The 14788-nt window shown below is 51.3% G+C and carries 12 protein-coding genes; 9 read left to right on the top strand and 3 right to left on the bottom strand.

The annotated features are described in order from the left end of the window. The first annotated feature begins 9 nt into the window (after positions 1 to 9). Positions 10 to 1395, top strand: coding sequence for an MFS transporter (locus tag CKV68_RS00870; protein ID WP_013911445.1), 1386 nt, complete (start codon positions 10 to 12; stop codon positions 1393 to 1395). Between the two features lie 86 nt (positions 1396 to 1481). Here CKV68_RS00870 and CKV68_RS00865 read toward each other — a convergent pair whose 3' ends face one another. Then, positions 1482 to 2789, bottom strand: a complete 1308-nt coding sequence (locus tag CKV68_RS00865; RefSeq protein ID WP_014836349.1) for a class I SAM-dependent methyltransferase — start codon at positions 2787 to 2789, stop codon at positions 1482 to 1484. Positions 2790 to 2961: 172 nt separating this feature from the next. Between CKV68_RS00865 and CKV68_RS00860 the strand changes: the two genes are divergently transcribed. Then, positions 2962 to 4323 (top strand): NAD(P)/FAD-dependent oxidoreductase, encoded by a 1362-nt coding sequence (locus tag CKV68_RS00860; protein ID WP_095075416.1) that lies wholly within the window; start codon positions 2962 to 2964, stop codon positions 4321 to 4323. A gap of 103 nt (positions 4324 to 4426) precedes the next feature. On the opposite strand, the gene CKV68_RS00855 is transcribed toward CKV68_RS00860, so the two are convergent. Further along, positions 4427 to 5011, bottom strand: coding sequence for a class I SAM-dependent DNA methyltransferase (locus CKV68_RS00855; RefSeq protein WP_095075415.1), 585 nt, complete (start codon positions 5009 to 5011; stop codon positions 4427 to 4429). A 42-nt stretch (positions 5012 to 5053) separates the two neighbouring features. On the opposite strand from CKV68_RS00855, the gene CKV68_RS00850 reads away from it, so the two are divergent. Continuing rightward, a complete protein-coding gene (locus CKV68_RS00850; protein ID WP_013911438.1) occupies positions 5054 to 6127 on the top strand; it encodes a magnesium and cobalt transport protein CorA in 1074 nt (357 codons plus the stop codon). A gap of 68 nt (positions 6128 to 6195) precedes the next feature. On the opposite strand, the gene CKV68_RS00845 is transcribed toward CKV68_RS00850, so the two are convergent. Next, positions 6196 to 6693: a PaaI family thioesterase gene (locus CKV68_RS00845; protein ID WP_014525729.1), complete on the bottom strand. Its 498-nt coding sequence runs from the start codon at positions 6691 to 6693 to the stop codon at positions 6196 to 6198. Positions 6694 to 6939: 246 nt separating this feature from the next. Between CKV68_RS00845 and gndA the strand changes: the two genes are divergently transcribed. The 6 genes from gndA to CKV68_RS00815 all read left to right on the top strand — a co-directional run bounded on the left by gndA (position 6940) and on the right by CKV68_RS00815 (position 14697). Then, positions 6940 to 8397 (top strand): NADP-dependent phosphogluconate dehydrogenase, encoded by a 1458-nt coding sequence (gene gndA, locus CKV68_RS00840; protein ID WP_095076208.1) that lies wholly within the window; start codon positions 6940 to 6942, stop codon positions 8395 to 8397. Between the two features lie 121 nt (positions 8398 to 8518). Continuing rightward, positions 8519 to 9871: a DEAD/DEAH box helicase gene (locus tag CKV68_RS00835; RefSeq protein ID WP_095075414.1), complete on the top strand. Its 1353-nt coding sequence runs from the start codon at positions 8519 to 8521 to the stop codon at positions 9869 to 9871. Between the two features lie 15 nt (positions 9872 to 9886). Beyond that, positions 9887 to 11287 (top strand): hemolysin family protein, encoded by a 1401-nt coding sequence (locus CKV68_RS00830; RefSeq protein WP_013911434.1) that lies wholly within the window; start codon positions 9887 to 9889, stop codon positions 11285 to 11287. Next, positions 11287 to 12339: a hemolysin family protein gene (locus CKV68_RS00825; protein WP_013911433.1), complete on the top strand. Its 1053-nt coding sequence runs from the start codon at positions 11287 to 11289 to the stop codon at positions 12337 to 12339. The genes CKV68_RS00830 and CKV68_RS00825 overlap by 1 nt, the downstream gene beginning before the upstream one ends. 2 nt (positions 12340 to 12341) lie before the next feature. Continuing rightward, positions 12342 to 13229, top strand: coding sequence for a hypothetical protein (locus tag CKV68_RS00820; protein ID WP_095075413.1), 888 nt, complete (start codon positions 12342 to 12344; stop codon positions 13227 to 13229). Between the two features lie 37 nt (positions 13230 to 13266). Then, on the top strand, positions 13267 to 14697 hold the full coding sequence (locus tag CKV68_RS00815; RefSeq protein WP_095075412.1) for a vWA domain-containing protein: 1431 nt from the start codon (positions 13267 to 13269) through the stop codon (positions 14695 to 14697). The last annotated feature ends 91 nt before the right edge of the window (positions 14698 to 14788 follow it).

The raw sequence follows: 14788 nt of genomic DNA, 5'->3' as shown, positions 1-14788 counted from the left end.
AGGAGTGTGATGATGAGCTCATCGACCGCCCCCGCCATAGCGGAGCACAATACCCATGGGACAGCACGTCCAAAAGTAGATAAAGCCATGAGACGTAAAATCATCACCGCTTCCCTTGTGGGAACTACCATTGAGTTCTACGATTTTTACGCTTATGCCACTGCCGCAGTTGCGGTATTCCCCCACCTGTTCTTCCCCAAAAATGAAGATCCAACCGTTGGTCTGCTCGCGTCTTTTGCCACGTTCGGCTTAGCCTTTGTAGCTCGCCCACTGGGTTCTATCATTTTCGGGCATTTTGGGGATCGTATTGGGCGAAAAGCCACTCTCGTAGGCTCCTTGCTTACGATGGGCATAGCCACTTTTCTTATCGCATTCCTACCCACATACGCCCAAATAGGTATAGCCGCACCCGCACTTTTGGCTCTCATGCGGTTTTGTCAAGGTCTGGGATTGGGAGGCGAATGGTCAGGAGCCGCCCTTTTAGCAACTGAAACAGCTGAAAAAGGCAAACGAGCCTGGGCTGCAATGTGGCCACAATTAGGAGCCCCTTTTGGTTTCCTCCTGGCCAACGGTTTCTTCCTATTTTTGGTCACCACCTTGGGACACACAAACGGTGATCTTGAGGGTGCCTTCATGACATGGGGTTGGCGGATCCCCTTCGCGATGTCTGCAGTAATGGTGATTATCGGTTTGTGGGTTCGCTTTACCCTTGAAGAAACCCCCGTTTTTAAAGCAGCAGTAAAGTCCGGCAAGAAGGTAAAAACTCCGCTGACCGAGGCTTTCAAGACAGCTTGGCGCCCCATGATCTTGGGAACTTTCATCATGCTGAGCTGCTACACACTGTTTTACCTAGTCACCACATGGGTGCTGTCCTATGGCATCGGCAAAAAGGACCTTGGACTGGGGCTGGGGATCCCCTATATTGACTTCCTCAAACTCCAGCTTATTTCTATCGTCGCTTTCATCATCGGCATCCCGCTGGCAGGACAAATGGCAGATCGTCGCGGCCGAAAGTCCTCACTCATTGGCATCTCGATAGTCATGATCGTTTTCGGTTTGTCGTTTAAACTCTTCCTCGATCCCGCAACGGCTACCGAGGGCAGCGTCTTGGCTTTCCTCACGATCGGAATGTTTATCATGGGTCTCATCTTCGGCCCTATGTCTGCGGTTCTCCCAGAGCTATTCCCCACCAATGTGCGATATACAGGATCGGGAATTAGTTACAACGTTTCATCCATCCTGGGTGCTGCAGTAGCCCCCTTCATTGCTACCGCTCTTGTTCATTCTTATGGAGTGGGAGCGGTCGGAATCTACCTCATCGTCGTATCACTCATCACGTTGGTCGCAGTTTTCTGTATGAAAGAAACACGGCATTTTGATATGTCTGAAATCTAGTTCCTAACAAATAAGCACAATGCACCCATATGCGTGATCAAAAATATTAAGATCACAGCTCAGGGTGCATTATGTCGTCTTATTGCCTATCGACGTCGCCTGCGGTTCCTTGTTGTCGCCGTAATCTGTACAGCATCCAACGCTCCAACGCGAAATAGCGCTTCCCGAATAGCCAATTGGAATACCCATAGCCGCCGGTATACCGGGTCAAAACCATCTGCAGCAGCCTCTCGTAGGAGGCCCTCAAATGTGGCTCGTTGCAGGCGCAGTCCTTCCTGATAATGGCCCCCGACATGCGTTTCCGCAGTTATTCTCAAATCCGAGGAGACGTCGAAAAGCTTATGCACGTTCTCCATCGTCATAAGGTCTAAAGCAGGCCAAATATACGCTTTGCACACACCTAACGCGTTTGTGGTGACATCCGGCATAAGGCCAGTCAGAACTACGGATTGCGCTGCAAGAAAACCACCCGCAGTAAGCAAGCGATCAAGCGTTTGTACATAGCGTTTACGCATTCGTGGCCCCATAAGCTCAAGCTTTTCCACGCTGGTAATCACGTCATAGCTCATAGGCCATACAGCAGCTTCTGGTATCGCAGTATCAAGCAACTCCACATGAACGCTGCCCTCAACTTCCGCAAGGTCTAGCACGTACTTCATGTCTTGAGAATGCTCACGATCAGCTGTCAAAACATCAACAGTTGCACGCCGGTGCGCTGCATTGATCGCTAAGGCGGGCCCAGAACTGGGAAAATCAAGGAGATGCGTCCCTGCATGCACGTGTGCTGCGTCGAGAAGCATCGTTGTTGCGCGTAGCTGCCCATCCCCGAGATCGGCCTTCTCCACTACCGTGGGGTCGCTTACCGTCGTGACATCCACAAAGTGACTTGCTGGTTCGTTAGTTTTTCCCGCGCCTCTGACAAAACTTCTTACAGAGGTTCTCTCCGTGGTGGGAACACCTGAGGAAAAGACTGTCCCATGAACACTCATTCCGTCCCCAGAAAACAGCCTGATAAGTTGTGGCGGAATCTCTTTCCCCTGGTACTCGCCACCTAACGAGGCATGGGAGGCCTTCGGGTTATACCCCACAGCAAAAAGCTTTACTAGTACGTCAACCAGCCGTTCAGACGTCCATTCTTCCGCCATATAGCCTTCGGCAAGCCCAAGCCAACCCGCCTCAGCTATTCGACGAAACAAGGTTTCCTCTACTACAACAAGATCCGGATCCTCGCCATCAAGGCGCAAGCCGGCTTTGGAACAAGCAGCAGCAAACCCCGATTCCGCTTTACGAGCCTTCATTTTAACCCGAAAGCCCTCAGGCACAGTGGCTATGCTTGGCCACATTTCGGCGTTGATACGCACAAGATGATCACGCGAGCCTGAATGTCCTTTCACAAGGGTCAAGCTTAGTGTGAGCGAATCGCTTATGAGCGCAGACGCGCGAAGCTAGGAGCGGATGATGTATTACCAGCCAAGTAGGACTACCATAAAGAAGTCGCTCAAAAGCGGGCGAAAATCACACTAGCGAATGACTTTTTTCACTTTTTAGTCGAGGAGACAGTTTTCAATGTCTGACAAACCATTTCGCCCTGAAGGCGGCCGCCATCACGTCGTCGTGATTGGCTCCGGCTTCGGTGGTCTATTCGCGGTCCAGAACCTCAAGGATGCTGACGTCGATATCACCTTGATCGACCGGACAAACCACCACCTTTTCCAGCCGCTGCTCTACCAAGTAGCAACCGGCATCCTTTCCTCGGGTGAAATTGCCCCCCAGACGCGTCAGGTCCTGCTCAAACAAGACAATGTCAACGTTGTCAAAGCCGAAGTCACCGACATTAATACCTCGGCTAAGACAGTGTCTGCATCACTTGGCGAGTACTCCAAGACCATCGAATACGATTCCCTGATCGTGGCCGCCGGCGCAGGGCAGTCCTACTTTGGAAATGATCACTTCGCACAGTATGCCCCAGGTATGAAGACGATTGACGATGCCCTTGAGCTGCGTGCGCGTATCCTCGGAGCATTCGAGCGTGCAGAGATTTGCGATGATCCTGCCGAGCGGGACCGTCTTCTCACCTTCGTGATCGTTGGTGCAGGTCCCACAGGTGTTGAGTTGGCAGGTCAGCTCGCAGAGATGGCGCACCGCACGTTGGCAGGCGAATACACTCGCTTCAACCCTGCCAATGCGAAGATCATCCTCCTCGATGGCGCACCTCAGGTTTTGCCACCTTTTGGCAAGCGTCTGGGACGTAACGCTCAGCGCGAACTCGAAAAGATTGGTGTGACAGTCAAGCTCAACGCCATCGTCACCGACGTTGACGAAAACTCAGTCACCTATAAATCCACAACAGATGACTCCACTCACACCATCAACTCTTTCTGCAAGATTTGGTCTGCTGGTGTCGCTGCATCCCCGTTGGGCAAGGTTCTTGCCGATCAGCTCGGAGTGGAAGTTGATCGCGCTGGACGCGTCCCTGTTAACCCGGATCTCTCCGTAGGCAGCGAGAAAAATGTCTTTGTTATCGGTGACATGATGTCGCTGAATAACCTTCCCGGCGTCGCGCAAACTGCTATTCAGGGTGGCGCGTATGTTGCAGAACAGATCGCAGCCGAGGTTGAAGGACGCAGCGCCGACGAGCGCGAGCCGTTTGAATATTACGATAAAGGCTCCATGGCTACCGTCTCCAGGTTCAATGCCGTGGTCAAACTCGGAAAAGTTGAGGTCACAGGGTTCATCGGGTGGATCATGTGGCTCTGCGTCCACCTCATGTTCCTCGTCGGTTTCCGCAACCGCGCAACTGCAGCATTCTCATGGGGAATCAACGCACTGTCGCGTAAGCGCTGGAACTTGGCAACCACTCGCCAACAACTACATGCGCGTGGTGCGCTTGCAGAGCAGGATAAAGCACAGAAACCTGCTAAAGATTAGCCCTAGAGACCAGAAATTCTGCTTTAGAAGAGAAGAAATAGAAGTCACTTCTTGATACGCCTATAGTCCTTCGTTACATAGAAGGGCTATAGGCGTTGACCTTTTAGTTTTTACTCACAATCGAAACCAAAAATGTGGATTCTTCCGAAAATGGCCGTAGATCCCATGATTCAAAGTTAGCGTCGATGCTAAAACCGGCAGCACGAAGATCTTCAAAAAAGTGCGGGAAGATATATCCGCGGCCTGCACCAAAGCCCAAGACGCATCGACCGCCCACGGCCGTCGCATCATAGATGTTCTTCAGAGCATCTGCGCGATTCTCCGGAGCTATAAATGTCATTACATTTCCAGCGCATACCACGAGTTCAAACCCATTATCAGGGATGGTTTCGCAGCCCAGGTCAGTGACATGCCAGGTAGCGTGAGGATAATTCAGACGCGCTTGGCTGATAAGGTAGTCGTCGATATCTACACCAACTACCGTATGCCCACGTTCGGAAAGATAGCCGCCAATTCTTCCTTGACCACAACCGGCGTCCAAAATACGAGCTCCTCGTTGCGCCATGGCGTCGATAAGCCGAGCTTCACCTACGATGTCGTTTCCTGCAGCAGCTAAGTTATCCCATCTAGCCGCATAGTTGCGAGAGTGCTCAGGATTACGCGTAGTCATGTCTTTCCAAGTTGGCATGTAAACAAGTATAGAGACCGCAAGTTTTGAGGAGGCCCATAGATGCCCGCAATGAGGCCACGCAGAGTCCACCAGTTTCCGCCACACCGGTCCGCTATGCCAGTAGAAGAAATTACTGACCACTGCCGGGTATACGTTGATGGAAACCTGCAGACAGCTGCGTTAACGCACAATGAGGCACTCCGTAAGGTAAAAGAGCTCAATGAAAACGGTCACCATGCCTTTGTGTGGCTTTCTGTTGAGGAACCCACGCAGGCCCACATGATCCAGCTAGCTGAGGACTTTGATATCCATGAGCTGATCGTTGAGGATGCTGTTGCAGCTCATCAGCGGCCAAAAGTCGAACGCTACGATGACCAACTTTTTATTGTGGTCCGGTCCGTTGTTTATCGTGATCATGAAACTGTCGATGATGCCTCCGATATCATCAACACTGGCGAGGTCCAGATGCTCGTCAGCGACGACTTCATCATCACTATCCGACATAAAACAAAGCTGCCGCTTCTCGACGCTCGGCTCGACGCGCCTGACGAGGTTAACGCTTATGGGCCGATGGGCATTGCGTGGGCCTGGTCCGATCACTTAGTGGATAACTACATCCGCATTGTCGGTGAACTTAGTCAAGACGTGGATGAGTTAGAAGAAGAAGTCTTTACTCCCGGCAGTACCTTTAACATCGAACAGATTTATATGCTCAAGAGGGAGATCCTCGAGATGCGACATTCTGTGGATCCTTTAGACCCGGCTTTCCGTTTGATGATCGGCGCTAATAAAGACATGATCAACAAGCAGCTTCGATCCTATTTGCGCGATGTCTTAGACCACATCATGGTGGTCAAGGATCAGGTTATTAGCTTTGACGAGCGCCTCTCTGCACTTATCGATGCAGGCGTGGCCAAGATTACGCTCCAGCAGAACTCTGACATGCGAGCCATCTCTGCTTATGTGGGTATGGCGGCTGTCCCCACGCTGATAGCCGGCGTTTATGGAATGAACTTTGAGCACATGCCTGAATTAGGTTCTCGGTACGGCTACTACATAGTCATCGCCGTCATGATAGGTATTGTGACGTGGTTGTGGTGGTACTTCAAGAAGATGCGTTGGCTAGAAAAATAAGTGACTAGCTCATCCGCCAGCTACTTTTCTAGCCTGTCGCTTCATGCTTATCGACGCATCGAGAAATATCAGTCTGCGCTGATATTGAACTTGTCTTTCTTGGGGGCTTCAGGCTGTGGCGTGATAACAATTGTGCGAAGAGTCGCCCGCGCCACCAGCTTGTGCCGGTGATACAGGTCAATCCCTATCAATTGGCTGGTACGTCCTGGGTGGATGACGTGTGCATCCACATCAATGACCCCTGCGCTTACTGTTCCCAGAAAATCAGTCGTGCAATTAGCTCCGACAACGAGTTTCCCGTTAGCCGCAATAACTCCAGCTACCGACCCGACAGTTTCCGCTAGCGACGAATAGACTCCTCCGTTGACCATCCCAGAAACCTGCAAGTGAGCATCACTGACCGGTAGCTCTGCTTTCACCGACTGCGGCGTTATTTCTGTAAAACGTAGCCCGAGTGTTTTGCTGAAACCCTCGCTGAGAGAATTAAATTCATCAAGCTGCTCAATGCTCAAACCGCACTGGTTGAGTCCCTTGAGCATTTCCAGCATTTTTGTTCCGTTGCCCATACGCCCTAATCTAACCGATTCATGAGCTATCCGCAGTCCCTACTGTCCGATCGGACAGAAAAACGGATAGAGATCCATCACAAAGCAACCAAACAGACAAAATAATGGGCGTGACTGTGCATAATCTTCTTCTCGTGACCAGCCACAAATCTGTACCTCTCCCCTTCCTCCGATTTTCCAAGTTGAGAATCCCTCTACATGGCGCTGTTGTGTCCTTTCCTCACCCTCGGGGTATCCTCTGATGTTATGACTGATCAATCCAACTTGGCACACATCGGCGTTGTCGGACTTGCGGTGATGGGTTCAAATCTCGCCCGCAACTTTGCACATAAGGGACACACCGTAGCTGTCTATAACCGCAGCTCCGCAAAGACCCACACGTTGATGCAGGAACACGGTTCTGAAGGAAACTTCATCCCCTCAGAGACAATTGAGGACTTCGTTGCCTCGTTGGAAAAACCGCGCCGGGCGATCATCATGGTCCAGGCAGGTCCCGCGACTGACGCTGTAATCAACCAACTTGCAGACGCCATGGAACCAGGCGACATCATCATCGACGGTGGCAACGCCTTGTATACGGATACAATTCGCCGAGAAAAAGACATCGCCGAGCGCGGGCTCAACTTTGTCGGCGCAGGCATTTCAGGCGGCGAGGAAGGCGCCCTTAACGGTCCCTCCATCATGCCAGGTGGTCCTGCAGAGTCATGGGATGCACTAGGACCTCTCCTGGAATCTATCTCTGCTGTCGTCGATGGCACGCCTTGCGTAACTCATATCGGCCCAGATGGCGCAGGACACTTTGTCAAGATGGTTCATAATGGAATCGAATATGCCGACATGCAGGTTATCGGCGAGGCCTATCAGCTTCTGCGCTATGCGGCAGATATGGAGCCTGCGGAAATCGCTGAGGTTTTCAAGACCTGGAACAAGGGTGATCTTGACTCATACCTCATTGAAATCACCGCTGAGGTACTGTCCCAGGTTGACGCAGAAACTGGACAGCCGCTTATCGACGTCATCGTCGATGCTGCCGGGCAAAAAGGAACGGGTCGCTGGACTGTAAAGGCTGCCCTCGATCTGGGTATCCCCGTAACCGGCATTGGAGAAGCCGTTTTTGCTCGCGCTCTCTCTGGCGCAGCTGAACAACGCGCTGCGACCATCGGTAGCCTCCCCTCCGGAACGCTTCTTACGCTCGATGAGCTGGGAACGGACAAAGAGACATTCGTCGAAGACGTTCGCCGGGCACTCTACGCTTCTAAACTTGTTGCTTACGCTCAGGGATTTGATGAGATTCAGGCTGGCTCTGAAGAACACAACTGGTCTGTCGATCCTCGTGACCTAGCCACAATCTGGCGCGGCGGATGCATTATCCGGGCGAAATTCCTCAACCGTATCCGTGAGGCCTACGACGCAGATCCTGCTCTGCCTTCTCTTCTCTTGGACCCCTATTTCAAGGCTGAGCTTGGTGGTCTTCTGGATTCATGGCGTCGAGTCGTTATCACGGCCACACAGCTAGGACTTCCCGTTCCGGTTTTCGCTTCTTCGCTTTCTTACTACGATTCGCTTCGTGCAGAGCGCCTTCCTGCGGCCCTTATCCAGGGACAACGTGACTTCTTCGGCGCACACACATACAAGCGCGTTGATAAAGAGGGCACCTTCCATACGCAATGGTCCGGCGACCGTAGCGAGATCGAAACGTCTTAAAGCTATCTAAACGTATTTTTGCAGGGACAACGCACCTGTTCTATGTCGCAGTAGGCGGCAAGCAGCAGGTGCGTTTGCTGCAAAATCAGTTAAATCCTCGCCGCAGGCTACACTCAATACAATGACTTCATTCTCCGACCTCGGATTGCCGGTGTCCATCGTCCATGTGCTCAATCGCCAAGGAATAACCACACCGTTTCCTATCCAAGAGGCTGCAATCCCAGACGCTCTAAAAGGGCGAGATGTTCTTGGGCGTGGCCCCACTGGTTCGGGGAAAACCTTCACCTTCGGTCTTCCCATGATCGCGGCCCTAGCTAAAACAGGAGCCTCGGTTCCGGGTCATCCCCGTGGTCTGATTCTCGTCCCTACAAGAGAATTGGCAGCCCAAGTACGTGAGCGTCTCGACGAACCCGCTGCAGCCTTGGGGCTCAGGCTCCTTGATGTTGTTGGCGGCGTCAACATTAATCGCCATATCACTGCGCTCGCGGCTCCTGTTGATATTTTGGTGGCAACACCAGGACGCGCACAGGATCTTGTGAACAATAAGAAGCTCTTCCTTGATAAAGTCCTGATCACCACTCTCGACGAGGCTGATCAGATGGCAGATATGGGTTTTCTTCCGCAAGTCCTTAAACTCCTCAATCTCACGCCCAGCAATGCTCAGCGTTTACTCTTTTCCGCGACCCTAGACGGCGACGTCAATAAGCTTGTTGAGCGCTTCATGCATGATCCTGTAACACATTCCACTGCGGAAGTAGCCGCTGCCGTGGACACGATGACGCATTACCGTTTGCACGTGGGTGACCGAGATGCCCGTAATGACGTCGTTCTGAGTATTGCAGGGCGTAGCGGAAAAACAATTATGTTTATGCGGACCAAACACGGTGTGGATCGCCAAGTGAAAAAGCTACGACGCATCGGTATTAACGCCGTCGGTATTCACGGCGATAAAGGCCAAAACACACGCACAAATGCCATAGCGGGTTTTTCCGATGGCTCTGTACCGGTTTTGGTGGCTACAGACATAGCAGCCCGTGGAATAGACATCGGAGACGTCGACCTCGTTGTCCATGTCGATCCTCCAGCAGAGCACAAAGCCTATCTACACCGCGCAGGGCGCACGGCAAGAGCAGGTTCTTCCGGAACAGTGGTCACCCTTGTCATGGAAGAACAGATACAGGAAGTAGACACGCTCCTACAGAAAGCTGGTGTGGACGCAGAGTTTCTGGAAGTTTCAGCTAACTCCCCGGAACTAGTGCGTATCACTGGAGCGCAAAAAATTACGGGAGCGCCTTTACCCCCGTTCGGTGCGGCACAGCCACAACAGCGGCAAAAAGGGTCACAATCAACAAGAAACAATGCGGCACGTCGTAGGCGGCCCCAACAACAACGTACGTCCTCTAAAACTCGTGGTGGTACAACAAGTTTTAGAGGAAAGAATAAGAAAGATGGACAACGCGGTGGGCGGAGCTAATCCCCGCATCTAACAATGGACATATTGATAAGTATCCTTTCACTTTTTGGTTTTGTGCTTCTAACAGCAAGCACCGGCTTATTCGTTGCGGTTGAGTTTGCGCTCACTGGCCTCGAACGCTCGACAATCGAGAACGACGTACGTGAACGCGGAGATAAGAAGTCACTGGCGGTTCAGCGGGACTATCAAAATCTCTCTTTCGTTCTTTCTGGTGCACAGCTTGGCATCACAATCACGACACTAGCCACAGGCTATTTGGCAGAGCCTGTCCTGGCTAAGTTTCTCACGCCTCTTTTGGCGTTCTTCGGGCTACCGCATACTGCGAGCACTGCGGTCGCTCTAGTCTTAGCACTTGTCATCGCAACTCTGCTGTCTATGGTTTTCGGTGAGTTAGTCCCCAAAAACATTGCGATCACTAATCCGCTCGGTACAGCACGACATGTCGTTGGTCCTGTCAATGCATTCAATACCGTCTTTAAAGGCTTCATCAACGCATTAAACAAGTCAGCAAACTGGACAGTGCGTAAGCTAGGCATTGAGCCAGCCGATGAGCTGGCCACAGCCAGATCAACTCAAGAGTTGACGGCATTAGTTCGTAGTTCCGCGGAAACAGGCGACATAGATGAAAATACGGCCCTGGTCCTAGACAGGTCTCTGAAGTTTGGTGAGACCACCGCCGAAGAACTCATGACCCCTCGGTCAACGGTAGAGACGCTCAGCGAAGACTCTACTGTTATTGATTTGATCAATCTTGCCATTGAAACCGGGCATTCTCGTTTCCCCGTTATCCGAGGTGATCTTGATGACACGATCGGCGTCGTTCATTTTAAAGATGCTTTTTCCGTTCCCAAAGATCAGCGTCACTCCGTTCTTTTAGGTTCATTGGCTCGACCCGTTCCCATAATTCCAGCAAGCCTTGACGGCGACTCTGTTCTTAATGCCGTCAGATCAGCCGGCTCCCAAATCATTTTGGTTGCCGATGAATACGGCGGCACTGCGGGGCTCATCACGATCGAAGATGTGGTTGAAGAGATTCTGGGAGAAGTCTACGACGAACATGACGATGAAGAATCTGAACGAGATTTCCAGCGCTTTGGTTCTAGTTGGGAAGTATCCGGACTGGTTAGACTCGATGAACTAGCTGAAAAGGTCGGCTATTTTGCACCGGAAGGTCCCTATGAAACTCTCGGAGGCTTAGTCATGTGCGTTCTGGGACGCATACCAAAAGTTAATGATGAGATTCTTGCACCTGAAAGTGATAATCCGTTCCTTGCCGAGTTTGAGTCTGGCTACAACGGGCGATGGATAGCCAAAGTAACTGTTATGGAAGATAGACGAGTAGATAGAGTGATTCTCTCCCCTGTCACAGACGAGGAAGCCGCTCGTTTTACTAGCGCGCAAGAGGAGGAGAACTAATGAATCTTCTCACCGCTATCGTGTTGATAGTTGTTCTCTTGTTGGCCAACGCTTACTTTGTCGCCGCTGAATTTGCTTTGATTTCTTCAAGAAAAGACCGCATTGAAAATCTCATTTCGCAAGGAAGGCCTGGGGCAAAACGGGTACTATATGCCACCGAGCACCTCTCTATCATGCTGGCTGCGTGCCAGTTTGGTATCACAATTTGTTCCTTGATCCTCGGTAAAGTAGCTGAACCGGCCATCGCGCGTTTTATCGAAGAACCTTTTGCTTCCTTAGGACTACCTGCGCATCTTTTACACCCCACCTCATTTGTCATCGCCTTAGGCATCATCACCTTCCTGCATATTTTGTTCGGCGAGATGGTCCCCAAAAATATCTCGTTAGCGGGGCCAGAAACACTTGCCTTGTGGCTTATTCCCACGCTCATTGTCTTTTGCCAAATCACTCGACCGTTCTTAGCTTTGATGAACTGGTTTGCACGAATCACGTTGAAGGCTTTTGGCATTGAACAAAAAGATGAGCTTGATTCCACCGTCGATCCGAATCAACTGGCCACGATGATCTCTGAATCACGCTCAGAAGGTTTCCTAGATGCTGAGGAGCATGCCCGACTCAACAAAGCGCTCAGAGTGGAAGACCGTTCCATAAAAGAAGCTCTTATCCCATTATCGCGCGTAAGAACCCTCGATTTTGGTACCCGTGGCCCCAAGCTAAGCGATCTTGAACAAGCCGTTGCAGAGACCGGTTTTTCTCGTTTCCCTGTGATGGGTAAAGATGGTTCGTATATTGGTTATGTCCATGTCAAAGACATTTTGGACCGTTTTGATACTGATACACCCGATCACATCATCCATCGCTCAGAAATTAGGCCTCTGACCATCGTTGCTGCCACCGGCACGATGGACGAAGCTCTTCAGCTGATGCATAAAAAATCAGCCCACATGGCGCAGGTCCGCGACCGAGGGGCGTTACTGGGCGTGATTACGCTAGAAGACCTTATCGAGGAATATGTAGGTACTTTCTCAGATTGGACCCATGAACAGGGATGATGATGGCACAGCCTCACATGCAACTAGCCCCCGAAGAATGGAAAGCACGGAGTATCGCGCACCGTGAACGTGCGCGTAGCTATACTGCCGAGCACCTCATACGGAGGAAAACTGGCGCTAAACATCCTGTATTTGATTTTCTTTTTGAATACTATCCCGTGCGCATAGCGCACTTGGAGCGCTGGCATCCGGGTTTTGGTGTACATCTTATTCATGAGAAAGACTGCATACCCCCGCATGCGCAATGGAAAAACTACGCGACAACGCATCGCTCGACATCGGTAGATGTTCGTTCTTTTTGGTCTCGTCGCGGTCGAGCCATGTCGTATATAGAGAATTTATTGGTCTCAACCAACGACAATCCAGTACATTTCGATTGTTTCGGACTACACGAATGGGCGATGGTCTACCAAACTGATCAGCCTCGCCACGATCTTCCGCTACGTCTGGGCTCTAACGAAACCAACAAAGTGGTGGAAAATAGCGCCGTCAAATGCACTCACTTCGACGCTTTCCGCTTTTTCACACCGCCGGCTAGACCGCTTAACTTCACTATTTTGTCGCGTGAGGATCAACCGAATTTTGACCAACGAGCTTGCGTTCATGCGGCCATGGATTTATACAAGTGGGCCACAAAGCTGGGACCACTTGTATCCGGAGAACTATGGCTCGATACATTTGAGCTTGCTTGGGATGCTCGAATTTTAGACATGGAAGCCTCACCATATGACTGCAGAGAGTATGGGCTAGGAGTAGTTCCCATCGAAACGCCTGAAGGAAAAGCCGAATATGTAGCGCGGCAACGTGCGTTATCACAACGGGCAGTTCCGTTAAGGAACCGGCTTGTCGCCGTCATTAGAGAGACTCGGAACGCTACACTGACTGAATAGCGCGCTGTGATAGCAACCTCGAAAGGTGGAGGAATCCGTGGCAAAGCACTCCGATGGCAAAAACAATTACTCGGTGTCCAAGGGCCTCATTGGTCTTGTCGTTGTGATCATCGTCCTTGTCTCTGGTGTTCTATGGTGGTTGAACACCAAGGATTCTTCCACTTCCGCAGCAAAAGATTGCATCCAGGGCGAACTAGTCCTTCCGGTTGCTTCCAGCGACAAAGGTGCTGCTCAAAAGGTTATCGACGCCTACAACGAAGCCGGCCGTACTGTCCGCGATCACTGTGTCGTCGCAAAGCTTAGCGACGACATCACGACAGCCGGTGTCTACCTCAGTAGTGAATCCGATAACACAATAAACCAAGAATTGAAAAAAGCTTCGCGCTCTCCAGCGACTCTTGAATGGCCCACAGTTGCCACGGACAAGGTAGGAGTAGCGAGTAAAACTGGACTCGATTCATTTGATGCGGCGACCAACGTTACTTATCCGGTGAGCTCGGATGCAGTGGCAAGCGCTCTTGTTGCTGCAAAACTTCATGCAAACGATGTTGAAGCCACAAAAACCGCGCTGAGCGCTTCGCTGCATCTGACTATAGAAGAAGCCACACAACAGCAATCAGAGACGATTGCAATCGCGGAATCTCATCTTCCTTCTGGTTACTCTTTTGTTCCCGCAGATGGTCTGACTAAGCCATTACGCTCTGTCGCTTTAAATGCAACGGATAAAGTACAGGAAGACACTATCCGGGCAGGCGCAGATTTTGGTACTGCAATAGCCAGCAATGCTGCAGAAACAAAACCATCAGACAAGGCTTCTCTGGAATCTATAACTGCAGCAGAAGTGCTTGCTACGCTACAGACACAGGCTGCAGAAGGTGGCGATAAACCAGAATCCGCGTCTCTTGTACAACCCACCGACACTCTGTTTTTGTTGGATACCTCGGTGAACATGGGCAAACCTACCTCGGATGGTGGTTCTTGGCAGTCTCATTCTGCGCAGGCGATTATTCAGGCATCAATGAAGCTGGAGAATCTAGGGAAAAACCTGGCGCTCTGGAACTACTCCTCACCGCTCAGCCACGGCGCAACGCATGGTTGGCGTGACAATATCGGTTTTGGCACTGCCAAATCAGCAGAAACAATTTCCCAAGTCATTCAGGAGTTTGGCATAGGTGGGCACCCGCTTACGCGTGAGGCAACTGTGGCTGCGTTATCGGTTGCTGATGCCCATATCCGAGAAGGTCACGCTGTCAACCTCGTCATTGTCACCAGCGGCACCGAAGATTCTTCTGTTTCACTTGCCGACATTCCTAAAAACAGTCAGCTCCACATCAACGTGGTGCATGTCGGCGCCGCTCCAGTAGATCAGGAGCTCGCACAAGCTGCGCAGGCAAGTGGCGGATCTGCACAAACTGTAGAGGACCCGCTACAGCTCAAAGCGGCGATCGATAAAGCTTCTCAGATATAAAAAACCCTCCCCGGGCACTTTAGTCCGGGGCACATTATCAGAATTCCCTTCCTAGATGCTAGATAAAGTGATGCCTCCAACGGGCCAGATC

Source organism: Corynebacterium ulcerans (genome assembly GCF_900187135.1).
Lineage (GTDB): Bacteria > Actinomycetota > Actinomycetes > Mycobacteriales > Mycobacteriaceae > Corynebacterium > Corynebacterium ulcerans.
The sequence above is the reverse complement of the archived record's forward strand: the minus strand, read 5'-3'. Positions and strand labels throughout refer to the sequence as shown.

Excerpts from the sequence above, each read along its gene's own strand:
- CKV68_RS00870 (WP_013911445.1), top strand. The coding sequence starts at position 10 with ATGATGAGCTCATCGACCGCCCCCGCCATAGCGGAGCACAATACCCAT.
- CKV68_RS00860 (WP_095075416.1), top strand. The coding sequence starts at position 2,962 with ATGTCTGACAAACCATTTCGCCCTGAAGGCGGCCGCCATCACGTCGTC.
- CKV68_RS00855 (WP_095075415.1), bottom strand. The coding sequence starts at position 5,011 with ATGCCAACTTGGAAAGACATGACTACGCGTAATCCTGAGCACTCTCGC.
- CKV68_RS00850 (WP_013911438.1), top strand. The coding sequence starts at position 5,054 with ATGCCCGCAATGAGGCCACGCAGAGTCCACCAGTTTCCGCCACACCGG.
- CKV68_RS00845 (WP_014525729.1), bottom strand. The coding sequence starts at position 6,693 with ATGGGCAACGGAACAAAAATGCTGGAAATGCTCAAGGGACTCAACCAG.
- gndA (WP_095076208.1), top strand. The coding sequence starts at position 6,940 with ATGACTGATCAATCCAACTTGGCACACATCGGCGTTGTCGGACTTGCG.
- CKV68_RS00835 (WP_095075414.1), top strand. The coding sequence starts at position 8,519 with ATGACTTCATTCTCCGACCTCGGATTGCCGGTGTCCATCGTCCATGTG.
- CKV68_RS00830 (WP_013911434.1), top strand. The coding sequence starts at position 9,887 with ATGGACATATTGATAAGTATCCTTTCACTTTTTGGTTTTGTGCTTCTA.
- CKV68_RS00825 (WP_013911433.1), top strand. The coding sequence starts at position 11,287 with ATGAATCTTCTCACCGCTATCGTGTTGATAGTTGTTCTCTTGTTGGCC.
- CKV68_RS00820 (WP_095075413.1), top strand. The coding sequence starts at position 12,342 with ATGGCACAGCCTCACATGCAACTAGCCCCCGAAGAATGGAAAGCACGG.